This window comes from Rathayibacter sp. SW19, from assembly GCF_030866825.1.
Lineage (GTDB): Bacteria > Actinomycetota > Actinomycetes > Actinomycetales > Microbacteriaceae > Rathayibacter_A > Rathayibacter_A soli.
Genome location: NZ_CP133020.1, coordinates 1,991,684 through 2,015,749 on the forward strand (window position 1 = coordinate 1,991,684; position 24,066 = coordinate 2,015,749).

The following is a 24,066-nucleotide window of genomic DNA, read 5'->3' on the forward strand; positions in this document are numbered from 1 at the left end:
GGCGGACGGTCACCTCATCCGAACACGGCGGATAACCGCCAACACGCGTGTCACGCGGCGGAGTGCCCCGCCGCCTAAGCGTTCCCGCACGATGGACACACAGGCGTTCCACACCGCATCGTTGAACGTCGGATACGGGTGAGTGGTGCCGGCGATCTGGCCGGCGGTAAGCCGATTCTTGACGGCAAGGGTCACCTCGGCGAGGGACTCGCCGGCACGAGGGCCCACGATCGTTGCCCCGAGCAGGACTCCTTTCCGGTCGGTGACGATCTGGGTGAACCCGGACATCGTCGCTTCGGTGATCGCCCGATCGAGGTGGCGGTGATCAATGGTCACGACCCGGTGTTTGGAGGTGACGGTATCGGCGGCTTGCAGGCCGACGGCGGCGACCTCGGGCTGGGTGAACGTCACTCGAGGAACAACACGCCGGTCGATCTTCCGCTTCAGTCCGAGGATGGCGTTGGATGCCGCGATGCTGCCGTTAACACCGGCCGTGTGCGTGAACTGGGGGAGTGCGGTCACATCTCCGGCCGCCCAGATCCGCGTATTGGTCGTGCGCAAATTGTCGTCGACAATCACCGTGCCGCGGTCATCGACGCTGACCCCGGCGCTGTCCAGTGCCAGGGAGCCCGTGTCCGCCGCCCTGCCCACGGCCACGAGAACGCGGTCGAAATCCACAGCCGTGCCATCATCCAGTGTGAGGGACCCGGCATGTCCGGCAGTCGTTTCCACCCGCCGCACGGTGCGTCCTCTTCGGATATCAACTCCGTCCGCGACCAGCGCGGCAGAAACTATCGCTTCCGCCTGCGCCGATTCTTTCGGAATGAGCCGCGGACCCCGTTGGATGAGCGTTACGTGTGACCCGAGGCGAGCCAGTGCCTGGCCCAACTCGCACCCGATGGCGCCGCCGCCGACGACCACGAGCCGGTTCGGTTGTTCGGTGAGATCCCAGATGGTCTCGCTAGTCAGCGCGGCGAGCGTGTCCGCGCCGTCCGTGTCGAGGGTGCGGGGACGGCTCCCGGTGGCGATCATCGCCTGCCGGAACCGAATCGTCTGGCCGTCGACGATCAGGTTGCGCCTGTCGAGGAAACGGGCGGACCCGCGCAGGACGGTGACACCGTCGTGTTCGAGGGACTCGGCGGAGTCGACGGGGGCGATCGTGTGCATTGCGGTGTGCAGGTGACTCATCACCGCACCGAAATCGACCGTGGCACCTTCAGCGTGCACGCCCAACGATTGTGAGACGACGGCTGTGGATGCGGCGTGGGCGGCGGCGATCAGCGACTTCGACGGGACGCATCCCGTCCACAAACAATCTCCGCCGAGGCGAGCCGGTTCGATGAGCAGAACTCGCGCCCCGAAGCTTGCCGCGGTGCGGCTGGCTACTAGCCCCGCGGTACCTCCGCCGATAACCACGAAGTCCCACGGCTGCGCGAATAGTCTCGAATCGTAGATAGCGGCGCTCATATGGTTGAGCGTAGGCCAGGTCGTAACGGGCCGTCTGTGAAGGAGAACACCGTGCGGGCAGTGGAATGGTATACGGCGGGGGCCCGCTTCTATGACACCCTTTCAGGGGAGCGCTTGATCTATCGGGCCGGTCGTGTGGCCGGGATCCGTCTTCTGCAGCCACGGCCCGGTGATGTTGTGTTGGATCTGGGCTGTGGCACCGGGCTCAATTTTCCCCTGCTCGCCGCCGCGGTGGGGCCTTCCGGGCTTGTGATCGGGTTGGACCGAAGCCCCGAAATGCTCGCGGTTGCCCGACACCGCGTCACACGCAACAGTCTGCACATGGTGCGCCTGGTCGAGGCCGATGCGGCATCGTTCGATGCCCACACGGTCAACACCGTCATCCGACAGACGGGTCGGGAACCGGGAGTGGATGCGGTGCTCGCGACCTATTCCATGAGCGTGTTCTCTAACTGGCGCGCCGCCTGGCAAGCCAGTCTCGCCGTGCTTAAGCATCCCGGCAGGGCTGCGATTGTCGATATGCAGTCCACAACCGGGCGCGCAACCATTCTCAGCCCGTTGGCGCATCTTGCGTGCCTGCTGGGCGGTTCCGATATCCATGCGCATCCCTGGGCCGCCGTGGAGGCGGACTGCACGGACGTCGTCGTGGAGACCCTGCGTGGCGGTCACATCGTTGCGGCCGCGGGAACGCTTGCCTAGTTCGCCGATCGGAGCATGTCGGCGAGCTCGGTGATCGATCGCGCGACGAGGTCGGGGGCGGTGAAATAGCTCGGATACGGTTCATCGTCGCGATTGATCCACGCGGTGCGCATCCCCACACGGTGGGCGCCGTGGATATCCCACGGATGCACGGCGACCAACAACAATTCCCCAGGCGACAACCCGGAGGCGGCAAACGCAACATCGTATGCCGGCCCCGCCGGTTTCCATGACGACGAGCCCTCCACGGAGAGAAGCTGCGAGAACTCGTCCCGAATGCCGGCGTCGGAGAGCAGCTTCTCGGCAATGTCGGTGGGACCGTTAGACAGGGTTATGAGGCACAGGCCGGCGGCCGTGAGGGAATGAATACCCTCGACAACATCGGGGTGCAGCGAGAGATTCCTCATCCGTTCGAGGATGAATGAGGCCGCCTGATCGATCGGGCCGTTCAGCGGAACGGATCCCAGCACCGCCGTCAAATGGGTTCTGGCGACTTCGGCGAACGGTTTGCTTTCGCCCACCGTCGAAAGCACGAACCCATCACGCAGGAGCCCGGCAAACCACGTTTTCGCCGATGCGGCCGGTGCGCCGACGGCTTCGAACGCGTCCGCCATCGCGGACATGTTCGACAGCGTCCCATTGACATCGAAAACGACGACCGTAACACCGATTCTGTTGTGACCGCTCATCAATGCAGTCTGTCACCACGTCGCGGTGAGAGCGCGGTGAACCTCGTTTGCTGATCGTGGCCACTGTGGCAATCCCGCTTGTGTGACCTGCATTGCAGATGCGCATTCAGCATCGCCGTATGGTGGCCCGTGGCGTGTCGGTGACAGGAGAATCTAACGTGTGGTGCGATACCGGGCCCTTCGGCCAAGTGAGGATCGAGCCTACTACCCGGCAGCAGTGGCCTCCACTGTGGCTCGTGCTGGCGGTTACCCGGCAACGGAGTTGATCACTCCGTATCGGGCGGCAGCGTCACCGTCCGACTCCGTGCTCCCGGCACGGCTGTGGGAAGGCGCGGCCGTCGCGGCGGTTGTCGCCGTCGGCTGGCTGTTGCTCGCCTTGAACCAGCCCACGACGACATACCATTTCGCGCCGCTCGTCCTTGTCATCGCGCCGGTTGCGCTGATGCGCATGCGTGTGAACCGATCGTTGCCGTGGCGCTCCGTGCTGACCGGGACCGGAATTGGCGCCGTCCTCGCACTGGTGGCCGCCGGGATCCTGTTCGCTTCCCACGCGCTGCGCGGGCCTGGACTGGTTGCGGATATCGGTCCGGTGGCCGAGATTTTCATCGCGATCATCCTCGGCATGGCGATCGAAATAGCCTCGACGGCGGTGAGGCGCGTCTTTGTCACGAAGTGAGGACACCGAGCTTGGGTTGCTTGCGTCCGGTCGCGGCCGGATAGCGTCAGCCGCCATCTGTGAGGAGGACACAAACGACAGCATCAGGGGTGGCCTGTCGTGGAATCCGGACAGCCGTGCCGCAACCAACGAACTTCTTCAGGGCCTTCGAACCGAGCGATGGCGATTCGGCGCGTGGCTACATTTCCTCGACCGGGCAACCAAGCGATCTCTTCGACAAGCGCTAAAACACAAGAGGGCCTTCGCCGAAACAACCGCCCTGCACGCGACGCTCGGCGCTCTTGCTGACCCTCGTCGCCGCGGATGGGTTGTTGCAAGCTGGATTCTGGCCGTCACCCACCTCGGCATGCTCGAAGAGCACACCTCGATCGGACTGCCGAATACGCTTACCCTCATCCGCGCCAGTCTGCCCGCGCTGCAGAAGCGTCTGGGAGTGGCGGTGCCTGTTCTTGCTCTTGTTACAGACTTCCTCGATGGCAAGATCTCCCGTGCCACCGGAACCGTGACCCGATTCGGAAAACAGGCGGACTTTCTGGCCGACGCCGCCGTCTGGACGTGGTTCACCATTGGTCACGAGCACAGCCGTTGGCTGCGTGCCGCCACGTTCGCCGCCTGGCTGGTCCCGGTTGCGGCGGTGGCCGTATCGAGTTTTGCTGGCGGCGTAATGAAGGATGTTCCGCGATCGCGTTGGATCCGACCTGCCGCCGCCGTGGAGGTCCTGATCGGTCTCCGGATCATGTACAGGCTCATTCGTCGCACGGGTCGCTGATTGTTGCCAACGGATAGACCCGAAATCTGCACTGATAGCTAAAAGACGTCTCTCATGCATCCCGCCCAGGATGACGACATCCGTCGATTTCGGTATTCGTCGCCTGCGATGGGACCCGGCAGGCGTCCTTCATTGCACCGGAAATGTATCGGTGGCGGAGGAACCACCCCAGCACGCCGACTGCCAGGGCGCCAGCGGCAGCCACGACCCACGGGTTACCGACGGCCGCACCGATGATGCCAAAGGTCGCCGTCAGACCCAGTGCGCCGGCACCAATCAGCAACGGCACGCCGCAGCACAGCACTGGCAGAAGCAGAATACCGACGGTGGCCGCAATCGTGCTGAAGCTTGTACGTGCGGGGGTATCCGACATCATAGTTCCTCTTTTCTGGTTCGGTCCACGATCGGCTGGAATGGTCGGTCCAGGCGGTGAACCTTATAACTTCGAAGGTCGTGTCCTGTTCACTCGCAAGTCTTGACCTTCCCCCACGGGGGAAGGTCAAGACTGAATTACATCCTGTACAAACGAGAAAAGGAACCCCATGGAAACCACTGTGAACATTTCTGGCATGACCTGCGCACACTGCGTCGGCTCGGTCACCAAAGAACTCGGCTCGCTGGAAGGTGTAGAAAACGTCGACGTCGAGTTGAACGCTGGCGGCATCTCCCGCGCCACCATCACCTCCACTATTGCGCTTGATTCCGAACGCATAGGCGATGCTGTTGCCGATGCTGGGTACCACCTCGTTGCCGCGGGCGCCTGAAAGGCGGAATTCCGATGAGCGCAGGCACGCCTGTTTCTGAATTGAATACCTCGCATTGTCGAGAATCCACTCGAGCACGCCGCCGGGCTGAAAGGAGACCTGGCCTTCTACGATGAGAAGGTCAATGTGCTGCTGGACCGAAAACCGATCGGCACCGAGTAGGCGGCTGCCGCCGCCGTGCCGGGGGCGCAGTTACCGTCCGCCGAGCACGGGTGCCCCGAGCGCGAGGACCCAGACCGCCCCGGCCGCCAGCGCGGCGAGCACGAAGGCCAACACGGCTGCTGCCCGTGGCGTCCACGCCCAACTGCGCAGACTGCGGGGTCGAAGGCCCCGGACAGCGTCGAGAGACCAGCCGCCGAGGCGGCGGCCGAGAGCGGCGACACCGGCCGGCCTCAGACGTGCTCCGAAGCTGTTGGCCAGCACGAGTGAGACGGAGGCGACCATCGCGATCATGGCCCAGACCGGTCCGATGAGCCCGGTGACCGCCAGAGGCACCCCGATACCGTTGAAGATGAAGGCAACGCCGAGGTTCTGCTTGGTTTTGCGGAACGAGTCCACGCCGATGTCCCGGGCGTCGGCGAGGGCGGTCAGCTGGTCGCGTACCAGCACGATGTCGGCGGACTCGATCGCGATATCCGTGCCGGCCCCGATCGCCACCCCGATGTCGGCCTGAGTGAGCGCCGGCGCATCGTTGATGCCGTCGCCGACCATCATCACCCGAAAGCCCTGCTGCTGTAACTCTCTGACGGCTTGCGCCTTGTCGCCAGGTAGTAGCCCGGCGCGGATGTCGCTGATGCCGACCTGTTCGCCCACGGCGGCGGCGGTGCGCGCATTGTCGCCGGTGAGCATCACCGGTTCGATGCCGGCTCTCCGTAGTCGTGCCACGGCCTCGGCCGCGTCCGCTTTGACCGCGTCGGCGATCCCGATCAACCCGAGGAGGCGGCCTTCCCTGGCGACACCGACAACCGTTCGGGCCTCGTGCTCGAGCCGCTCCCGTTCCTGGGCGAGTGTGCCAAGCCCATCCGGGGCCGTCCAGCCTGGCCGGCCGACGCTGAACCGGATGCCGGCGGAGACAGCACTCACCCCGAGCCCGGTCTCCGAGAAGAATTCGTCGGCGTTGCTGATTTCCAGGCCGGCGTTGAAGGCGGCGTCGAGGATGGCTCGACCGAGGGGATGCTCTGAAGTGAGTTCGGCGGTGGCCGCGGCGGCGAGGACCTCCTCCCGGGTGACACCGGCGGCCGGGAGGAGGTCCGTGATCGTCGGTTTGCCTGCGGTGAGCGTCCCGGTCTTGTCCAGCACGACCCGGCGGATCTGACTGAAGGTTTGGAATGCCTCGCCCGAGCGCATCAGGATGCCTTGTTCCGCGGCCTGGCCGCCGCCACGTGCCATCGCCAGCGGCGTCGCCATGCCCAGCGCGCAGGGGTAGCCGAGCACCAGGGTGGCCAGGGCGGCGAAGATCGCCCGCGGGGTGTCCAGGTGGCCGGTGACGGCCCACGCGCCCAGAGTCCACACCAGCACGGCGAGCACCGCGGCGGCGAGCACGATGGGCACGTAGACCACGATGATCCGGTCCACGAGTTGGATGATGCCGGGCTTCAGCGCCCGGGCCTGTTCGATGTTGCGTGCCACCTGGGCCAGGAAGGAGTCCTCGCCGACCCGGGTCACCTCGACGGTCAGGGTGCCAGTCTGGTTCACGGAGCCACCGATGACCTCGGTGCCGGCCCGTTTCTCGGTCGGCATGGATTCGCCGGTGACCATCGACTCGTCGATGGTGGAGCTACCGGATGCGACACGGCCGTCGAGCGGGACGCACTGGCCGGGGCGGATGCGGACGAGATCGCCGATGCGCACCATCTCGACGGGAACCTCGCTCTCCGCCCCGTCGCGGACCAGCCATGCCGTGTCCGGTTGCAACTCGAGTAGCCGCCGCACCGCCTGGCTGGAGCGGTTGCGTACCAGGGAGGAGGCGAAGCCGGAGAGCAGGTGGTAGGTGGTGATGAAGACCGCGGTGGCCAGGAAGTCACCGGCCGGGAAAGTCTTCGGTGCGACGAACAGGCCGAGCAACCCGCCGAACAGGCCGCCGAAAGCACCGGCCTCCAGCAGTACGTGCTGGTTGAGGATGCCGCGCCGCGCCGACTGCCAGCCCATGGTCAGGGTCGGACGGGCGACCACGAAGATCATCGCCAGCCCCAGCCCCAGGATCAGCCAGGGCCCATAGACGAACACCTGACCGGCGATGGTCACCGCCGGCGGATGGCCGCTCCAGCTGAACACCATCAGCGCCAGCGCCAGCGCCGTCATCCCGAGTCCGGCGAGGAACCGGTTACGCTCCTTGGCAAGCTCGGCCTCGGCCTCCTCGAACGTCGCGGTCTTGCGCGGGTCCCGCACCGTGTAGCCGACCTCGCGCAGGGTGCCGACGATCTCGGTCGGGGTGATGCTGTCCGGGCGGTAGGTAACCAGGCCCTCTTCGTGGGCGAGGGACACGGCAACGGAGTCTACGCCGGGTCGGCGCGTCAGCGACTTTTCGATGGTGGACACGCAGAACGAACAGTGCAGGCCACCCAGCTTGAGCTGAAGATGGGCCCGGCCGTCCTCGTCGAGACGCGGAGGTTGGGCAAGCCATGGCTCAGCATCCGCCAGAGTCGGCGCTGTCCGTTCAGTCATCGACGTCGTGGCCGGCATCGGTGACCTGACGCGTGACCGCATCCCGGGCCAGCTCACTCTCGGCGAGCACGCGAACCTTTCCACTGCGGTAATCGGCACTGACGTTTCGCACTCCCTCGAGACGGCTCACAGCACTGGCGATCCGCAGCTCGCACTTCTCGCAGTCCATGCCGCGCACCTGCAGATGGATGTCACTGGTCATGAGTTCCCTCCTGGGGTTCGATGTTATTAACACCATCGTGCAACCTTGCCGGAGTGGGAATGTCAAGGGGCTGTGGGATGCCGCTCTCAAACGGCGCCTTCGATGATGTGGCAGACTACGGCGGGTTCGCCGCGGTGCCGACCCTGCCGTGCTGCGTGGCGAGCACCGTCCAGTGAACGACGCAGTCGGCGCAGGTCAGCGATGGCACGGTCGATCTGCCCGATGTGGCTGTCCAACAGATCCGTCACCCGGTCGCAGGGGACTGCTCCGTGACGCTGGAGGTCCAGTATCTCTGCGATTTCGGCGAGGGTCAGGTCCAGGGCCTTGGCTTGGCGGATGAACCGCAGGATCTCCACGTCTCCCGGGGTGAAGACCCGGTAGCCGCCCGCTGTCCGTTCCGCTGCAGGCAAGAGTCCTTTGGACTCCCAGAGCCGCACCGCCTTGGCACTGACGCCCGCGGCCTCGGCCGCCGCCCCCACCGTCATCGTCGTACCGGATGTCATTGTCATGGTGGGCACTTCCCCTCATTCGCACGTTTCGTCTCGTCCACGAAACCCGACTTGACCTTACCCCTGCGGCAAGGTTTTAGCCTGTGGTCACGAAGAAAAAGATGTGTCCAGAGGACCCAAATGAAGGTCCTTGAGGATATGCCGGCCCGTTGCAGGCGTGGCTCTAGCCACCCGAGCAGGGTGAGAATCACGAAAGAGACAAAAGAGACAAACGGAGAGTTCGGATGGATCAGGAAGGACCTAACGCGCCGTCCGTTGAGGACCTGGGGTGCGGCGGAACGAATCCTGCCGGGCCCGCCGAAGGCTGCGGCATCGCCGAGGGAGTGCCGGGATGTGATTCTGGGCCAGTGGGGCGGCTCCGCTTCGTCATCCGCGAAGCCCGGGCAGCCTGGGCCCGTCGGCGCGCCACGATGGCACCTGACTTCCGCAAACCGCACCCGAGCAGCAGTGAGGGACAGGGAGGATACCGCCGGTGACGTTCCTGGCAATCGCGGGGCAGAGCCTGCTGGAAGCTTTTTTCATGTTCTGGGGCACCTTGTGGGCGCTGATCTTAGGGTTCACACTGTCCGGTGCCGTTCAAGCCTTCGTCTCCCGTCAAGAGATGCGGAGGGCAATGGGAGACCATCGGCCGCGCACGGTGGTGCGAACCGGGTTGCTCGGTGCGGCCAGTTCGAGCTGTTCCTATGCGGCGACGGCGTTGGCCAAGTCCCTGTTCCAGCGCGGCGCGGACTTCACGACCGCGATGGTTTTCATGATCGCCTCCACCAATCTGGTCATCGAGCTCGGCATCGTGCTGTGGCTGCTGATCGGCTGGCAGTTCGCCCTCGCCGAATTCGTCGGTGGCGCCATCATGATCGCCCTGTTCGTTCTCATCGCACCCAGAATTTTTCCCGCCGCCGAGTTGGAGGCGGCTCGGGCGCGTCTGAACAGTCGCGCATCAGCTCAGGGCCTGTCCGACGAATCGGACGCTGCTAAAGGTCAAGTTGTGGGCCTGTGGCGGCGCTTGCGGTCCAAAGCAGGATGGGCGGATGCGGCCGGTTACGCCGTCTCGGACGTGATGATGCTGCGGCGTGAGCTTCTGATCGGATACCTGGTCGCCGGGATCCTCGCGGTGGCGGTGCCGGCTTCCGCCTACAGCGTGATCTTCTTCTCCGGGCACGGATTCCTTACCGATCTGGAGAACGTGATCGTCGGCCCCTTCGTCGCGTTCATCAGCTTCGTGTGCTCGATCGGCAACGTGCCGTTGGCTGCGGCGTTATTCAAGGGTGGTCTCAGCTTCGGCGGCACGGTCGCGTTCGTGTTCGCCGACTTGATCACCCTGCCCTTAGTGCTGATCTACGGCAAGCTCTACGGCCGCCGGATCGCCTTACGGATCTTCTTCTCCTTCTGGGCTGTGATGAGCGCCGCCGGCTTGGCCGTCGACCTCCTGTTCCGACTGGTGCGCATTCCCGCGGTGTCCCGGCCGGTCCAGATCGCGCCGACCCATTTTCAATGGAATTACACGACGTATTTGAACATCGTCTTCATCGTGGTGGCCATCCTCGTGTACGAGCTATACCGCCACCGGGCGCGCCTCGGCGAAACACAGAAATACGCCAAGGACGTAGTTTGCGGAATGCAGGTCGAACGCGCCCACGCGCCGGCCACCCACAACCATGACCGCACCACCTACTACTTCTGCTCTGACCGCTGCCATGACAAGTTCGTGGCGACGCCCGAACGGTATTTGGAGGAGCCGGACAGCGACGCAATGGGCAGCATGCCTCGGAGAAGCATGAAGCCCCTGGGCTCCGGAAGAGCTACCGACCCCGTGTGTGGAATGAATGTCGACACTGCTCATCCTGCGGCCACCCACCCTTACGGCGGGAGCACCTTCTATTTCTGCTCCCAGGGGTGCCACGATCAGTTCGCGGCGAACCCAGAGAAGTTCACGCCGACGGAAACCGTGAACGAGCAGGGACTCTGAACCGGCTGAGAAGACCCGTCACTTGACCTGCGGGCTTTGCGCTGCAGACGCCAGCCGTGCTGTCGGAAGCGGAAGGGCTTCTGCGCCATCTGCGACGACAACAGCTCGGCCAGCAACCCGTCAAGACGACCATCGAGGCCCGAAGAAATTCATCGCTCAATGTGGAGTGCCGTTGCTCACGTCTTCAGGACTGGGGTGCGTTGCCTGGTACTCCGCGTGGAATGCTGAACAGGCATTACACCGCTCTACGAAGAGAGAAGCGCGCATAAACTAAAACGGCCGTCGGTGGCCCGTCCTCGTCTCGCTAAGCGAGGCGGCTGACAACGTTTTCAGGAGGACTCAGTGCAGCAAGCTTGGCGAGGGAGAGGTCAGCCCGACACGAGGTGCCCGGCTGCGTCTGGCGGTGTGGTAATGGCCCTGGCCTGGATGAGAAAGAACTCTCTATGCTGGTCGATCGCCCACTCGATTTCTTGTGGCGTATTTTGGCATGGCTTGCGACCCGGGCTGCCAACCCGGCTAGCGCCGGTGCCTGGTGTCCGTTAATGACACCGTTTCCCGCTCGGGTGCTGGTCGTGTGGCCGTTCCGGATAGTCCACTCCTCGCCGGCGGCTGTATGCGACGCTGGGGTTCGTCACAGCGACCGGCCCAGCCAGATACCGAGCCCGGCTACAATGACGGCGACAGCGATCATCCCGAACGAGTTAGCCACCGCGAGCCAGACTCGACCCTCTTGCAACAACCGCAAGGTCTGAAAACTGGTTGTACTGAATGCCGTGAACCCGCCGACGAGGCCCACTCCGATGAACAGACTCCACTGATCGGGAAGGACACGTCCCGCAGCCAGCCCGGACACGAGTCCTAGCACAAACGAGCCGGTGACATTGATGATCGACATCGCCACCGGGTAGTTGGGGCGAACATGCCGGTGAACAACACCGTTCAGGGCAAGGCGGAGGGCCGCCCCGATTCCACCGGCCACTGCGAGCAGGCAGGTCGTCATGATCGTATCGGCTGCCCCCGTCATCGGTGTCCGACTCGGCGCCGGTGGGATGCGATGATGATGCCCAGCCAGGCCGCTACAGCCCCCGCGGCAATGGTGGCCAGTGCGTACGCAGCGGCCAGCAGAATATGGCCATTCTCGGTAACCGTGACGGTGTCGACGGCGAGTTGCGCGTAGCTGGTGAAAGCGCCGAGGAACCCGACACCCACCACTAACTGCACCGCACGGCGCCGTTTCGACTCTGTTCCTTCCGCTAGGAATTGCAGCAGAACGCCCAGTAGGAAGGGGCCGAGAATGTTTACCACGACTGTGCCCGCCGAGAGGGTCTCCCAGCTCGGGGCGACCGTGGTGATTCCGAAGCGCGCTGCGGTGCCCAACGTTCCGCCGACGGCGGCCAGGGCGAGGGAGTTTGGGCGGATCCGGATCATGACGGATACCCCGGCGATGCTACGAGCAATCTCGGTATCGCTGTTGATCGGCAATGTCGCACGCGAGCGGTGCCGAAGCAGCATCGCCGGATACCGCCGCGGCCGAGCGGGAACGGGATTAGGTTCAGCCTTCATCGGCCGGTGACGCCCCCTGGATCTTGCGTGAGGCTCTCCAGCCCGTGGTTCGCGGCTCCACACAACGAGGACTCGGCAGTGAGCATCCGCGACTGCAGCGCATCCGAGAACTCAATCAAGCGCATTATTACAGTATCCCAGGTCCCCTAAGTCTGTTCATCGATGCAGGGGGAACCACGTTCACCTGAGGAGTTGGCGTCCTGCTGCGACTGTTGACTCCGTTCTGTTCGAGCGATGTGGCAAAGAAACCGGGCCGACCCTGCACAGTTGTGCTATCACCCGCATGTGCGTGCAATCGCTAGCGATCTCACTACCGTCTCGGGCGCGGGTGGCGGATTCCGGCGACTGTAGTGCCTGACGCGAAGTTCGTGGTAATTGCTGGACCGTTACCCGGTGCAGCGAAACCTCGCCCGTTATTCTCCGAGTTGGCCCGGTGAACGTTCCGGTCAGACACGGGCGTTGGGTGTCGGCGGAAACAGGGCCCCGGTACTGGTCTCGATGCTTGAGAAATTCGGAGTGCTATCGGCGTTGATGTGGCCGTTGCTGTGCGGCCGAAGCCGGGCTCGCCTTCGGGTGTGATCCGAATCCGCGTAAAGTCGAGTCAACCCGATGCCATGCGCGCGGGGGTCAGTATTGTCCGGTTCTACTGGGGTCGGTAGGGATCAGAGGTCGAGGATTTTAGCGCTGAACGTATCACCATCTCCGATGCCGACCCCCGGTATCGGCACTCCGATGCAGATGATGAATGGCCAGGGCATCATGTGGATGCCGACCCGGCCGCCAACAATGCAGAACTTGATGGGTTGGCACCTGCAACCGGTGCCCATACTCCCGATGTTTGCCGCGCTGCTCCTACTGCTCTATCTGTATGGGGTATGGAGGTTGCACCGGCGTGGAGTGCGTTGGCCGCTCCCGCGAGTGCTTTGGTGGTTACTCGGCGTGGCTATGATTTGGGAGGCCACCGCCACTGGGCTAGACGGTTACGGCATGGAATTGTTCAGTGTGCACATGGTCCAGCACATGGCCCTGAGCATGTTCGCGCCAATCTTCCTCGTGCTCGGCGCACCGATGACCCTGCTGCTCCGCAGCCTCCCGGTCGCTCTCAAGGGCCGTTGGAGCGCGCGTAAAATTCTGCTTCTGTTCCTGCACAGTCGCTTTGCACGCATCGTCACCAATCCGGTTGTCACTGGCGGTCTGTTCATGATGAGCCTGTACGGTCTTTACTTCACACCGATCTTCGACTTCCTCATGCGCACCATGTGGGGTCACAACATCATGCTGCTCCATTTCGTGCTGATCGGGATGTTGTACTTCTGGGGCATCGTGGGAGTGGACCCGTCACCGCGTCGATACTCCCAAAGTCCCAGAAACTTCAGCGACGCAGCGACGCGCATCTTCGAGTTGTTCGCCACGACTCCGTTCCACGCCTTCTTCGGCGTCGTCGTTATGATGTCAACCGCGCTCATCGTGCACTGGTACACCGTCCCAGTCTCCGGCTGGGGCATATCGCCCCTCTCCGACCAAGCCGTCGGGGGTGGGATTGCGTGGGTTACAACGGAACTGCCGACGCTCATTGTGCTTAGTGTCTTGTTCTGGCAGTGGCAAAAATCAGAAGTTCGACACGAGCGTGTCGCCGATCGCAAGGCATTGCGCAACGGTGATATTGAGCGTGTCGCCTATAACGACTATCTTGCGTCATTGGCGTCCCATGACGACAGAACGCCGCCACATCCGTCATGAGCTGGTATTTCGACAACGCTGAACCGAAGGCTAGACGCCGAAGGACCCTGGCCGTCAGGCGGTAGTGCGAAGTTGGCGAATCGGAACGTCGAATGCGCTTGCGAACTCAATGTACTTCTTCGTGATCTTGACCCACCGTGACTCAGTATGCCTGGGCACCCGACAAGACCAACCGCGGGATCGAAGGTAGTTCACATCGCCCGTCTCGAATCCTCAAGCAAGCTGGGAATGTGGTCCATGAGCACACAGATTCAACATATGCGCTTATGCAACTGTTGCGCCGGTGCAAGACTTAACGACGTACGCAGTGACACGGCGAGATCCAACTTCTGAGCGATGCCGGACAGATCGCCGACGTGGGGGACTCAATCCGGTTCGGATACGTCCGCTGGAGATCAAAGAGATGGTGGCGCGTGAAAAAGGCGGAATTGGCGGATACGCGCACGATCGAGGCAACCGTGATCGCTTCCCGTGCACTGCTCGGCGTCATCGCACGATCGATGGCGGCCTCACTTGAGGTCGTCACGCTGCCACAGTTCCGCGTGCTCGTCGTCCTCTCGACGTCCGAACCCGTCCGAATGGGCGTGCTGGCCGAACGCATGCGTACTCTGCCCTCGACGTTCAGCCGATGGATCGATCGCATGGTCGCAGCCGGGTGGGTGCAGCGGACGACCAGCCCGGACAGCCGACGCGAGATACTGATCGCGCTGACACCCGACGGACGCGATCTGGTCGACGACGTCACCGATCGGCGGCGGCAGAACATCGCGACGATCCTCGCGACTATGACCCCCGACAACCAGCAAGCCGTGCAGGTCGGGTTCGAGGCCTTCGCCGCGGCGGCCGGCGAGACCACAATCGAGGACCTGCTCACTCTTGGCATTTAGCAGCACACACCATCCGACCCGATCGCGCCACTGCACCCGCGACCTGGGCTCGTCATGACCGCCACAGTACCGATCGTGTACGCGTTCACGCTTGGCTTGATCGCGGCGGTCAACCCGTGCGGTTTTCCGCTACTGCCGGCCTATCTGGCACTCTTCGTCGCGGACGACTCCGGCCATACGTGGGCACACCGCACCGTACGGGGCCTTACGGCCGGCGCCTGCGTCACGGCCGGATTCGTGGCCGCGTTCGGATGCGCAGGCTTGATCGTCGAATCGGGAATACAGCTGATCATGGACTGGATTCCGTGGGCCATGATCGTGATCGCAGCCGCGATGGTCGCCCTCGGCGTCGGGTCGCTAGTCGGAGGGCACCTGCGTCTGCCGCTGCCGACACCGCGTTTCGGCACCGGATCAGGCGCCGTGGCGATGGCGGGCTTCGGCGTAGCATACGCCGTCGCGTCGCTCAGTTGCGCGCTACCTCTCTTTGTGGCGGGCGTCGCCGGAGCCTTCACCCGGGTGGGCGCGGTTGCCGGTGGAGCAACCTTCGTCGCATACGCACTCGGTATGGGAGTATTCGTCACCGCGGCGAGTCTGATCGCCGCCCACGCCGGACCCGGCCTGATCCGACGGCTTGGCGCCATTGGCCGATTCATCCCCCGGATCGCAGCCGCAGTCATCACCGCTGTCGGCTTGTACCTCGTCTACTACTGGATCAGCGACCTGGTGAACCCGCTGTCCACTCCCGGACCTGTGCGCCTCGTCGACGCCGTGCAATCTTCCATCAGCTCTGCGCTTGCCGCCGCGCCCGTACTAGTCGGCACCCTCGCCGGCGCACTCGTCATCTCCGCGCTCGCGTTGACGGCATGGGTGGTCTACCGACGCACGCCTACCCACACCTCCGACAAAGAAAGATATACCCGATGACTGAACCAACCCCAACGCCGAATGGCAGCACGCAGGATGCAGCGACACATCGGCCGCGAAACTCGTGGATAGCCTGGGCAGCCGGCGGCGCTGCCCTCACACTCGCGCTCATCGGCATCATCGCCGTCGGCACCGCACACGGATCACCCGCAAACGCCGCCGATGTCATGCCGGGAATCAACCAGGCGAGCGCATCGGTGCTGCAACTCGACCTCCTCGACGGCAAACCATTCTCAGCGCCGCCCTTTTCTCTCACCGACCAGAACGGGCGCCGCGTTTCTCTGGCACAATTCGCGGGCGAATCGGTCGTGTTGACGTTCAACGACGACGAGTGCACCGACCTGTGCACATTACTCGCGCAAGACGTCGTCGCCGCCAACCGAGACCTGGCCGGTGCGACCACGAAGGTCGCGTTCGTCTCGATCAACGCCAACCCGTATTACCCGCAGGTTTCGGCCGTGAAATCCTGGACGGACGCGCATGGGCTCGGACATGCCTCGAACTGGTATTACGGAACGGCAGACCCGACACAGTTGAGTGCACTCTGGAGGAGCTACGGTGTCCCTGTCGAAGCGGATGCCGCCACCAAGACTGTCGTGCACGGCACCGAGGTCTTCTTCATCGGTCCGGCCGGGCACGAACGCGCGCTCGGGCAGTTCGGGACGGAGTCTGCCGATACCGCAGTCTTCGCCCACACCATGGCTCAGGCCGCTATCGACCTCTTGCCTGCACGCGACCGCAGCGCAGTGAGGGGTCCTGCGGCGACAGCGCCGCAGCCCGGCGGCGCGCAGATCGGCGCGACTCCGCCGGCCGTCACTCTTCCCATGCTCGACGCATCCGGTTCGAAGCTCTCGACATCAATCAACAGGGGAAAATACCAGGTCGTAAACTTCTGGTCGAGCACGTGCACCGCGTGCGTGAGCGAGATGCCCGACCTTCAGAAAGCATCGCAGGATCTCGGATCGCAAATCGCCTTCGTTGGCATCGATGTGTCCGACACGCCAGACGCCGGCCAAGCGTTCGCCAAACGCTCAGGGACAACCTACCCACTCCTGGCCGACGCGAACGGGTCGGTCGCCGGCCAATTCCAGATCTCCGGGCTCCCCTACACGGTGATTCTCGGGCCCAAGGGTAAGGTCCTTGTCCGCCACCCTGGCACGTTCACGACCGAACAACTCGAATACGTCGTCCAGAGCCTCGACCCGAAACTCGGCGGCGCACAGTGACGCCGACTCGACCCGTTTCCCGGTTTAGTGATCTGCGAACAAACGTTACAGCGAGCTCTCGGCCACTGCCGGATCCCGGTCGATCGTTCCGTCGACGTGGTGGGTGCAGGCAGGGCGGTTTCTAATGATCGACGCAACAGTTGGATGAATTTTGGCTGTTGTGGGCCTGTTTGGCAGGTTATCGCAGTGCGGCTTCGGGCGTGTCGGTGACTGTCTCGGAAAACTACAGCGCTCCAAGACACTTGCATGATCAGCAACTTCGTCCCGTGAGCGTGAGCGATCCATGATTGCTTTTCATGTGCTAACTCATGTGCTACCGACCTTGTAGGCCCGTGAATCCTGATGGTTTTGTCCACAGGCCGATCACTCCGGTAGATGTGGGTCGAGTACTTGTCCACGTCCACGCCCAGCCGCACCAGTTCCGCCCGGTTGTCGTCGATGAAGGAGCGCAGCAGCCGCTCGTAGTTCGACAGGCTCATCGGCCTGCCGGTCTTCGTCGGGAACAGCAGCGCGTCCGGACCGGGTCCCGCCAGCGCGAGGCGTCGCCGCACGGCGTCCGCGGCCAAGACAGGGAGGGCGACACGGCGGCGCTGGCGGGTGCGCTTGGGGCGTCCTTCCGGGTGATGCCCTGTGTCTTGTTCTGCACGATGGTGCCGTCGATGAGGATCGTCGGCGGGGCGGTGGTCATGTTCACGTCGCAGCGGCGCAGGCCGATGCACTCGCCCACGCGGGCGGACGTGCCGAGCATGATGTCCATGCCGTCCACGAGGGCGCGCCAGTTCGGGCGCGGCCCCATCCCGTCAGTCTCACGCCAGTGGGCCATGAGTTCGCGGATCGCCTCGATCTGCTCGGGTGTGAGCATCGCAGTCTTCTTCGGCGGTGTCGGCAGCCGGGTGACGTCCCGCACCGGGTTCGTCGGGATCGCGTCCTCGCGCACCGCGAAACCGCAGATCAACGACAGCACCGACCGGGCCTTCCGCGCGGCGGAGAGGCCGCGCTCAGCCAGGAGGTTCTGAATGATGCGGTCACGGCGTCCGACGGTGAGTGTACCGAGTGTCATGCCGCCGCCGCGCTTCGGCGATCGTGGAGGACTTCGACACGATCGCCTTCGTGTGTGTCGTTAGCACATTCGCGCGGGAGAGTAGTTCGTGACGGGCCGCGTTCTCGGTGGCGCCGTCGGCGCGGAGCTGTACCAGCTCGCCCGTGTCGTCACGCATCCGGGCACGCGCCCGCCACTTACCATTCGCGAGCGGTGTCACCTGCACCTGGCCGATCTCCCCGGCGGCAATCCTCGGCCTAGCCACGGCGCTGCTCCCGCGCCCAGGCGAGCACGTCGTCGTGGTCGTACTTGACGTGCCTGCCGAGCTTCAGCCACGGCGGCCCCGACTTCGTCAGTCGCCAGCCCTCTAGCGTGCGCTCGGGCACACCCAGCAGGCGGGCGACCTCGGCCTGGGTGAGGAACGCGGGCTCGACTTCGATATCTGCATCCATGCCAGATAGGTGCGTAGCCCGTGCCAGCACGGAACCGTGGGGACGAGCGCGTACCTCATCAGCAGAGACAACCGTGAAACGCGCCCCACGGGGGTTTCTGGTCACCAATCTGGTCACTAGAGGCCAGATCAGGCCGCTCGGAGGCGCGAGGAAGGAGCCGGACTTCCTGGGGAACTCTAGCGATTCACAGCTGGGGTACCAGGATTCGAACCTAGAACAACTGATTCATCGGCACTGCCAGGACATAGAACACGCCCCGATCCTCCAGCGCTTTACGCAATTTGTAGTACTGTCCGTAGACCGCATCGCCGGTGACCCAGCGAGCCGGCACTCCCGCGTCCAACGCCTTCTCGAGCATGTCGATGGCCAGTTCCGGTTTCGTTTTGAAGCCGCGTTCGGCGGGGATCCCGGCGGCGTCACACCGCTCCGGGTCCTCGGCCCAGAGTTTGATGCTCCTATAGTTGCCAAGCGGCGATTTGCGTGGGTGTTCGCTGTTTGAGCCGGGTAAGGCATTAACGGCTATAGCGTCACGGACACCGTCCCATCCGTTCAGGGTGGACCTGTCCTCGCCACCTGAGCAAAGTGACGTGCGCGGCAGTATCTTCGCTCCACCGAGAAAGCGCCCCCACGGGCGCGCGGGGATGCTCAAGTCAAGTTGCTCGCGAAATGAGTCTCGTCGAACCGATCCCAGAATCTGTCTAGTGACTAAAAAGTTTGTCGAAGCTGATGTTTGGGAGACAGTGCGGGCCGTTCCGGGCGTCGCCGCTGGCAGTGTTGGTCCGCTTGCTCATGCCTGCAGCGGGGCCAGCACGTCGAAGGCCGCTACGAAGATAGCGCCGCTTGCTACTGCAAACCACATCTGGGCACCTCGCGGAAGACAGCAGGGTCACGATCAGAAACGATCGTTTCGGACTTTGGCGGGTCCGTCCAATTCTTTGTACATCAGAGTTTGAGGTCTTCGAGGGCGGCGAGGTAGGCCTCGTTGTAGGTGGGGAATTGGGCGACTTGATCGAGCAGCCTGTCGATGGGGATTTGTTCGCGGATGGCGAGGGAGGCTTGGTGTATCCATTCGCCGGCCAGGGGTGAGACTGCCCACGCGCCGATCAGGATTTTACGATCCGCATCGGCGAGTAGTCTGAGGTGTCCTCGGGGGTTCTCTTCGTAGGTCCAGGGGCGGGCGATTGCGTTGGCCAGGTCCAGTTCCGTTGCCACGGTGTGCAGTCCTTGTCGGTCGGCTTGAGCCTGGGTGATGCCGACGGCGGCGATTTCCGGGTTGGCGAATACGACCCGGGGGATACCGTTGTAGGAGGCTTCACGGGTACCGCCGAGGATACTATCGGCAGCGATGCGTCCTTGATACATTGCGACGTGGGTGAAGGGCATGATCCCGGTGACGTCGCCGATCGCCCACACATTCTGGGCGGCGCGGCAGTGTTCGTCTACCCGCACTTGTCCACGCTCGCCCAGCTTCACTCCGGCTTGTTCGAAGCCGAGATTCTGAGTGCGAGGAGTGCGGCCGGTTGCGAAGATGACAACCTCAGCGGTGATCTCGCTGCCGTCGTCGAGTTCGATCACACTCTGATCCCCGGCGCGGTGTGCCTTGCGGGCAGTCACGCCGAGTCGGATCTCGATTCCGGCCTCGGCGAGGTAGGTGGAGGCCAGCTCGCCGACCCGGGGTTCTTCCCTGCCCAGGAGTCTGTCACCGCGGTGGATCAGTGTGACCTTCACCCCGAAACGCGCCAGGAACGTGCTGGTCTCGATCCCTACGGCGCTCCCGCCGATGATCACCACACTTTTCGGTAGCGCCGTGGCCGTGAAGGTTTCCCGGTTCGTCCAGGCGGTGATCTGATCCAGGCCCTCGAGTTCGGGGATGACCGGTTCCGAGCCGGTGGCGATAATGATCTGGTCCGCAGTGATTTCCTGGTCCCCAGCTTGAATACTGCCAGGGCCGGTGATCCGGCCGGCCTCTTTGATCACCAGGGCGCCACGGTGTGCGTAGCCATCGATCTGTGCCGAGTCATCCAGGTTGCGGATCATATAGTCGCGGTACTTACTAGCTTCAGGCCAGTCCAGCTCCGCCCCCGACACCCCGGCCGCCCGCTGCACCTCGGTGCGTGCCTCGGCCGGGCGCAGTACTGTCTTGGACGGGATGCACGCCCAGTAGGCGCATTCCCCGCCGATAAGTTCCCGCTCGATGACCGCGACCTTCTTCCCGGCTTTCAGTAACCGGCTGGCAGCGACCTCACCGCCGGGTCCCATGCCCAAAATAGCAACATCAACATTCTCGCTCATCGCGCTCTCACTTCCATCAGTGGTTCGTGCAGGTGGTTCAATTCAACAGCAGCAGCAGGTGTCTGTGCCCAGGTCGAGCGGGTTCGGTTGCTTCTCCGGGGTCTTGTTGAGGAGATTTTCGGCCATGGTGGTGCCGAGCTGGTAGGCCTCGGTAACGGGGATGATGGTGCCGCCGGGGTGGGCGGCCAGCCATGGTTGTGCTGCTTCGGGGGAGGCGAAGAAATGGACCTGGTTGCAGAAGGCGGAGCGGATGGTACTCATGTCTTCAGGGTTGACCAACGAGACGACCGCGCTAACTGGTTCGACAGCCGTGGCCCCACTGGTGTTGACGGTGACCCGTACCGGGACGCCGCAGGCCTGGCAGGCGGACTCGATGCGTGCCGAAGCGCCCAGAATGGCGGGGAAGATCAGCGTGTCCAGGGCGCACCAGGTGTAGAGCAGTATTCCGCCGATCTCGATGTGATGCGGGGTGGGATTCAGGGTCAGGCCCTGGCCGATGATCCGTCCGGCATCGTCGTATTCGGTATCCGGAACGCTGGCCAATGCGCGGATGACTTCGGGCACCGCCTTGCCGGTCGCCGCCGCAAGGGCGCCGACCTCGACCGGTTGACCCAGTGCGAGGAGCCGCAGCAGCGGTACCCAGATGTCGGCATCCAGCCCGGTGGCCGGTGAGGTGAGACGCTCGGCGAGGTTCAGCGTGTTTGACATGGTGATATTTTCCGTTCTATTCGTGGGTTGGCGCGGTTATGCGGCGCAGCAGGAGAGTTTGGAGACGTCGGTGTTGAAGGATTGGGCGGCGATTTTGATGCCTTCGGCCATGGTCAGATAGGGACTCCACATGTGGGCTACCTGGTCGACGGTCATGCCGGCCTCCAGGATGTAAACGCCGGCCGCGGCAATTTCTCCGGCATCTTTAGCAACGGCGGTGATACCGAGGATGCGCCCGGTGGTGTGGTCGGCGACGATCTTGATGAACCCGCGAGTGTCCCGGTTGACCAGCGCACGGGGTACGTACTCCAGTGGCACGACCCCGCACTGGCAGCGGATACCCGTCCCGTTGGCTTCCTTGTCCGTCATTCCCACCGCCGCCAGGGCGGGGCTGGTGAAGGTGACGCGCGGGAGATGGGAGTAGTCAACTTCGCGGCCGGCATTGTTGAAGGCGTTCTCCACGACCAGGGCGCCGTGGTTGGCGGCGACGTAGACGAACTCGCGGTGCCCGGTGACGTCCCCGGCAGCCCAGATCCTCGGGTTCGAGCTGGCGAGCATGTTGTTGACCACAATCTCGCCCTTCTCCCCGGTTTCGACGCCGACCGCGGTCAGGTTCAGGCCGTCGGTGACCGGGCGTCGGCCTGTAGCTACAAGGAGTTTGCCGGCCCGGAATTCCTGCTGCCCACCATCCACTGTGGCGGTCGCGACAACCTCTCCGCTGGACTTGTCAGTGCGCACCGCGGTCACGGCGGCCCGGCGGACGACCCGGATGCCCTCGTCGGCGAAAACTCCGGCCAGCGCGTTGGATGCTTCCGGTTCCTCCGCCGAAGCAAGCCTAGAGCGCACCAACATGGTCACCTTCGAGCCGAGCCTGGCGAACAGTTGCGCCTGTTCCAGGGCGACATACCCACCACCGAGGACCAGCAGCGACTGCGGGAGTTCATCGAGCTCCATCGCGGAGGTCGAGGTCAGATAGTCCACCTCGGCCAATCCGTCGATCGGAGGAGCCCACGGGGCCGAACCAGTCGCCACGAGGTAATGGGTGGCGCGTATTGTTTCCACGGCCTCGTCGGCGCCCGTGACTTCCAGCGCGGGATCGTCAGCGGTTCCGGAGAATACGGCGTTGCCCTGCCGCAGTTCCCACCCGTAATCGGCGATCAAGTCAACGTATTTCCCGGCCCGCATTGTTTCCACGAGCTGGCGTTTACCGTCGATCAACTCCGGCATGTCCACCGGCCCGGCGGAGGCAACGATGCCGGGGAACCGGCCCGAATCCAAGGCAACATGGCGTGCGTCAGCGGCCGCCAACAGGGCTTTCGAGGGCACGCAACCGGTGTTCACGCAGGTGCCACCAATCGTGCCACGCTCAACCATCACGACCTTCTTGCCGAGGCTGGTGGCCCGAATCGCGGCGGCGAACGCACCACCGCCGGAGCCGATAATGGCGAGGTCGAACACGGGTGCTGACAGATCGGACATGAAACCTCCACAGAAGGGCTGAAATATGGGAACCAGTTGGGCACAACGTCCGTCGCTGATCCTGCTATCTATCACTTTGCACCTTGCCCTATAGTGGAATGTCAAGAGCGGAATTGCGTGAGAACGGATCGGAAGGTGCATTATGCGCATCGGTGAAGCAGCAGAGGCCACAGGGATGACGACGAAGACCCTCCGGTTCTACGAAGACCGAGGACTCTTGCCATCGGCCCGGCGGGCACCCAATGGCTACCGCGACTACGGAAACGAGACGATAGCCCGCCTGGATTTCATCCACCGGGGCCGGAACGCCGGGCTCACCCTGGCCCAGATCGGTGGCATTCTGCGGGTCCGCGACGCAGGCGAGACCCCCTGCACCCACGTGGTGGAATTACTGGGCCGACAAGTGGCGGACCTTGACCGGCAGATCGCCGAACTGGTGGCGCTCAGAGCCACCATTGCCGAATATCACGACACGGTCGCCGCGGCCGATCCCGTCGCCTGCGACCCCGAACGCATCTGCAGCTACCTCTAACTCGCCGATCCGATAGCCGAGGGCGTCAGCGACAGCAATCAGTAGTGAAGCACCACTGTTGGGCCGGCCGCGCTCAGGATTCCAGCAGCACTAGCCCCAACCGACAGTAATCAGCGCGACCCAGCATCGAAAGCACCACCGTAACGACGGTGGCCAACACCGGCTTCTAGTTGCCATGCTCTTCTTTCCAGCTTGGTCTTGACATTCCACCATGGTGGATGGTGAAGACTGAGATTCGTTGTTCGGATTAGAAAGCGGAGGACGAACTTCTCATGGAAACCACCGTCGATACCCGTTGGTCGGCATCGATGCTTGAGGTCATGTCGTGACCGTCGCACCGCACCCGAGTTGGCAAACTGCCCGAGAAGCCTGCCAGGTCGTCGTTTACCGTCCGCACCTTGCGCAGACCGTGCCAATCACGCTCATTGTTGGTGCTGTCCTGTTCGCCATCAACCAGCTCGACGTGGTCCTGGCCGGACACGCCACCCTCACGACCTGGGTCAAGGTTGCCGTGACATTCTTGGTGCCCTTCGTCGTGGCCAACGTCGGAGTGCTCGTCGCTTGCCACCGGCTCGTTACAAACAAACGCCAACCAGTTAGTCCTGCGGTGGAGGAGAGTCGGTAGGCGTCAACAGGACGGTCACTGTCCGGGTGGTCAGTTCTGCGCCCTCTGCACCCAACGTGGTGAAATTACTCGCCCGGCAGATCCCGAACTCGTACTCAGAGCAACTGTCGCAGGATGGCGCGACGCCGTTGCCGCGTCTGATCCAGGTAGTCGTGACCTCGAACGCATCCGCAGTTCCCTCCGACGCGGGCAGG

Annotated in this window: 26 protein-coding genes and 1 pseudogene; 11 read left to right on the forward strand and 16 right to left on the reverse strand. The window is 63.6% G+C overall.

The genetic code is table 11. The annotated features are described in order from the left end of the window. Positions 1-9: 9 nt before the first annotated feature. A complete protein-coding gene (locus QU604_RS09080) occupies positions 10-1,467 on the reverse strand; it encodes a dihydrolipoyl dehydrogenase family protein (protein ID WP_308468481.1) in 1,458 nt (485 codons plus the stop codon). 51 nt (positions 1,468-1,518) lie between these two features. Between QU604_RS09080 and QU604_RS09085 the strand changes: the two genes are divergently transcribed. Next, a complete protein-coding gene (locus QU604_RS09085; protein ID WP_308468482.1) occupies positions 1,519-2,166 on the forward strand; it encodes a class I SAM-dependent methyltransferase in 648 nt (215 codons plus the stop codon). Here QU604_RS09085 and QU604_RS09090 read toward each other — a convergent pair. After that, on the reverse strand, positions 2,163-2,855 hold the full coding sequence (locus QU604_RS09090) for a haloacid dehalogenase type II (RefSeq protein ID WP_308468483.1): 693 nt from the start codon (positions 2,853-2,855) through the stop codon (positions 2,163-2,165). The genes QU604_RS09085 and QU604_RS09090 overlap by 4 nt on opposite strands. Before the next feature lie 217 nt (positions 2,856-3,072). Between QU604_RS09090 and QU604_RS09095 the strand changes: the two genes are divergently transcribed. Continuing rightward, entirely contained in the window at positions 3,073-3,531 is a 459-nt protein-coding gene (locus QU604_RS09095; RefSeq protein ID WP_308468484.1) for a hypothetical protein, read from the forward strand. Then, positions 3,518-4,300: a CDP-alcohol phosphatidyltransferase family protein gene (locus tag QU604_RS09100; RefSeq protein WP_308468485.1), complete on the forward strand. Its 783-nt coding sequence runs from the start codon at positions 3,518-3,520 to the stop codon at positions 4,298-4,300. Before QU604_RS09095 ends, QU604_RS09100 begins: the two co-directional genes overlap by 14 nt. Before the next feature lie 52 nt (positions 4,301-4,352). Here the strand turns inward: QU604_RS09100 and QU604_RS09105 are convergent, their stop codons facing one another. Then, the gene (locus QU604_RS09105) at positions 4,353-4,676 is read right to left on the reverse strand and encodes a mercuric ion transporter MerT (RefSeq protein ID WP_308468486.1); all 324 of its coding nucleotides are present in this window, start codon (positions 4,674-4,676) and stop codon (positions 4,353-4,355) included. A 166-nt stretch (positions 4,677-4,842) separates the two neighbouring features. On the opposite strand from QU604_RS09105, the gene QU604_RS09110 reads away from it, so the two are divergent. Beyond that, entirely contained in the window at positions 4,843-5,064 is a 222-nt protein-coding gene (locus QU604_RS09110; RefSeq protein WP_308468488.1) for a heavy-metal-associated domain-containing protein, read from the forward strand. A 192-nt stretch (positions 5,065-5,256) separates the two neighbouring features. On the opposite strand, the gene QU604_RS09115 is transcribed toward QU604_RS09110, so the two are convergent. The 3 genes from QU604_RS09115 to QU604_RS09125 all read right to left on the reverse strand — a co-directional run bounded on the left by QU604_RS09115 (position 5,257) and on the right by QU604_RS09125 (position 8,439). Then, positions 5,257-7,746 carry a heavy metal translocating P-type ATPase gene (locus QU604_RS09115; protein ID WP_308468489.1) on the reverse strand — a complete coding sequence of 830 codons (2,490 nt, stop codon included), beginning with the start codon at positions 7,744-7,746 and terminating at the stop codon, positions 5,257-5,259. Further along, positions 7,721-7,930: a heavy-metal-associated domain-containing protein gene (locus QU604_RS09120; RefSeq protein ID WP_308468490.1), complete on the reverse strand. Its 210-nt coding sequence runs from the start codon at positions 7,928-7,930 to the stop codon at positions 7,721-7,723. The genes QU604_RS09115 and QU604_RS09120 overlap by 26 nt, the downstream gene beginning before the upstream one ends. Positions 7,931-8,016: 86 nt before the next feature. Then, entirely contained in the window at positions 8,017-8,439 is a 423-nt protein-coding gene (locus QU604_RS09125; protein ID WP_308468885.1) for a MerR family transcriptional regulator, read from the reverse strand. Between the two features lie 472 nt (positions 8,440-8,911). Between QU604_RS09125 and QU604_RS09130 the strand changes: the two genes are divergently transcribed. Beyond that, positions 8,912-10,405, forward strand: a complete 1,494-nt coding sequence (locus tag QU604_RS09130; RefSeq protein WP_308468491.1) for a permease — start codon at positions 8,912-8,914, stop codon at positions 10,403-10,405. 631 nt (positions 10,406-11,036) lie between these two features. Here QU604_RS09130 and QU604_RS09135 read toward each other — a convergent pair. Genes QU604_RS09135 through QU604_RS09145 form a run of 3 tightly spaced genes read right to left on the reverse strand, consistent with a single transcriptional unit; the run spans position 11,037 to position 12,093 of the window. Then, the gene (locus tag QU604_RS09135; protein WP_308468492.1) at positions 11,037-11,429 is read right to left on the reverse strand and encodes a fluoride efflux transporter FluC; all 393 of its coding nucleotides are present in this window, start codon (positions 11,427-11,429) and stop codon (positions 11,037-11,039) included. Next, complete coding sequence (locus tag QU604_RS09140) at positions 11,426-11,968, reverse strand: fluoride efflux transporter FluC (protein WP_308468493.1); 543 nt, start codon at positions 11,966-11,968, stop codon at positions 11,426-11,428. The genes QU604_RS09135 and QU604_RS09140 overlap by 4 nt, the downstream gene beginning before the upstream one ends. Continuing rightward, positions 11,965-12,093, reverse strand: a complete 129-nt coding sequence (locus tag QU604_RS09145) for a hypothetical protein (protein WP_308468494.1) — start codon at positions 12,091-12,093, stop codon at positions 11,965-11,967. The genes QU604_RS09140 and QU604_RS09145 overlap by 4 nt, the downstream gene beginning before the upstream one ends. 580 nt (positions 12,094-12,673) lie before the next feature. Between QU604_RS09145 and QU604_RS09150 the strand changes: the two genes are divergently transcribed. The 4 genes from QU604_RS09150 to QU604_RS09165 all read left to right on the forward strand — a co-directional run bounded on the left by QU604_RS09150 (position 12,674) and on the right by QU604_RS09165 (position 16,745). Continuing rightward, a complete protein-coding gene (locus tag QU604_RS09150; protein ID WP_308468495.1) occupies positions 12,674-13,708 on the forward strand; it encodes a cytochrome c oxidase assembly protein in 1,035 nt (344 codons plus the stop codon). Positions 13,709-14,121: 413 nt separating this feature from the next. Continuing rightward, positions 14,122-14,595 carry a MarR family transcriptional regulator gene (locus QU604_RS09155; RefSeq protein ID WP_308468496.1) on the forward strand — a complete coding sequence of 158 codons (474 nt, stop codon included), beginning with the start codon at positions 14,122-14,124 and terminating at the stop codon, positions 14,593-14,595. A 54-nt stretch (positions 14,596-14,649) separates the two neighbouring features. Further along, a complete protein-coding gene (locus tag QU604_RS09160; RefSeq protein ID WP_308468497.1) occupies positions 14,650-15,519 on the forward strand; it encodes a cytochrome c biogenesis CcdA family protein in 870 nt (289 codons plus the stop codon). Continuing rightward, positions 15,516-16,745, forward strand: coding sequence for a redoxin domain-containing protein (locus QU604_RS09165; RefSeq protein WP_308468498.1), 1,230 nt, complete (start codon positions 15,516-15,518; stop codon positions 16,743-16,745). The genes QU604_RS09160 and QU604_RS09165 overlap by 4 nt, the downstream gene beginning before the upstream one ends. A 475-nt stretch (positions 16,746-17,220) precedes the next feature. Here the strand turns inward: QU604_RS09165 and QU604_RS09170 are convergent, their stop codons facing one another. The 7 genes and pseudogenes from QU604_RS09170 to merA form a co-directional block, all read right to left on the reverse strand. Continuing rightward, the gene (locus QU604_RS09170) at positions 17,221-17,805 is read right to left on the reverse strand and encodes a hypothetical protein (RefSeq protein ID WP_308468499.1); all 585 of its coding nucleotides are present in this window, start codon (positions 17,803-17,805) and stop codon (positions 17,221-17,223) included. Beyond that, positions 17,771-18,049: a hypothetical protein gene (locus tag QU604_RS09175; protein WP_308468500.1), complete on the reverse strand. Its 279-nt coding sequence runs from the start codon at positions 18,047-18,049 to the stop codon at positions 17,771-17,773. Before QU604_RS09175 ends, QU604_RS09170 begins: the two co-directional genes overlap by 35 nt. Next, the gene (locus tag QU604_RS09180; protein WP_308468501.1) at positions 18,042-18,236 is read right to left on the reverse strand and encodes a helix-turn-helix domain-containing protein; all 195 of its coding nucleotides are present in this window, start codon (positions 18,234-18,236) and stop codon (positions 18,042-18,044) included. Before QU604_RS09180 ends, QU604_RS09175 begins: the two co-directional genes overlap by 8 nt. Positions 18,237-18,453: 217 nt before the next feature. Beyond that, positions 18,454-18,684, reverse strand: a pseudogene (locus QU604_RS09185) (transposase); the annotation flags it as partial. Between the two features lie 494 nt (positions 18,685-19,178). Continuing rightward, on the reverse strand, positions 19,179-20,528 hold the full coding sequence (locus QU604_RS09190) for a dihydrolipoyl dehydrogenase family protein (RefSeq protein ID WP_308468502.1): 1,350 nt from the start codon (positions 20,526-20,528) through the stop codon (positions 19,179-19,181). Positions 20,529-20,570: 42 nt separating this feature from the next. Beyond that, positions 20,571-21,236 carry an organomercurial lyase MerB gene (gene merB, locus QU604_RS09195; protein WP_308468503.1) on the reverse strand — a complete coding sequence of 222 codons (666 nt, stop codon included), beginning with the start codon at positions 21,234-21,236 and terminating at the stop codon, positions 20,571-20,573. A gap of 36 nt (positions 21,237-21,272) precedes the next feature. Next, positions 21,273-22,715: a mercury(II) reductase gene (gene merA / locus QU604_RS09200; protein ID WP_308468504.1), complete on the reverse strand. Its 1,443-nt coding sequence runs from the start codon at positions 22,713-22,715 to the stop codon at positions 21,273-21,275. 142 nt (positions 22,716-22,857) lie between these two features. Between merA and QU604_RS09205 the strand changes: the two genes are divergently transcribed. Further along, positions 22,858-23,247, forward strand: coding sequence for a heavy metal-responsive transcriptional regulator (locus QU604_RS09205; protein WP_308468505.1), 390 nt, complete (start codon positions 22,858-22,860; stop codon positions 23,245-23,247). A gap of 325 nt (positions 23,248-23,572) precedes the next feature. Further along, positions 23,573-23,872 (forward strand): nitrate/nitrite transporter NrtS, encoded by a 300-nt coding sequence (nrtS, locus tag QU604_RS09210; RefSeq protein WP_308468506.1) that lies wholly within the window; start codon positions 23,573-23,575, stop codon positions 23,870-23,872. Positions 23,873-24,066 lie beyond the last annotated feature (194 nt).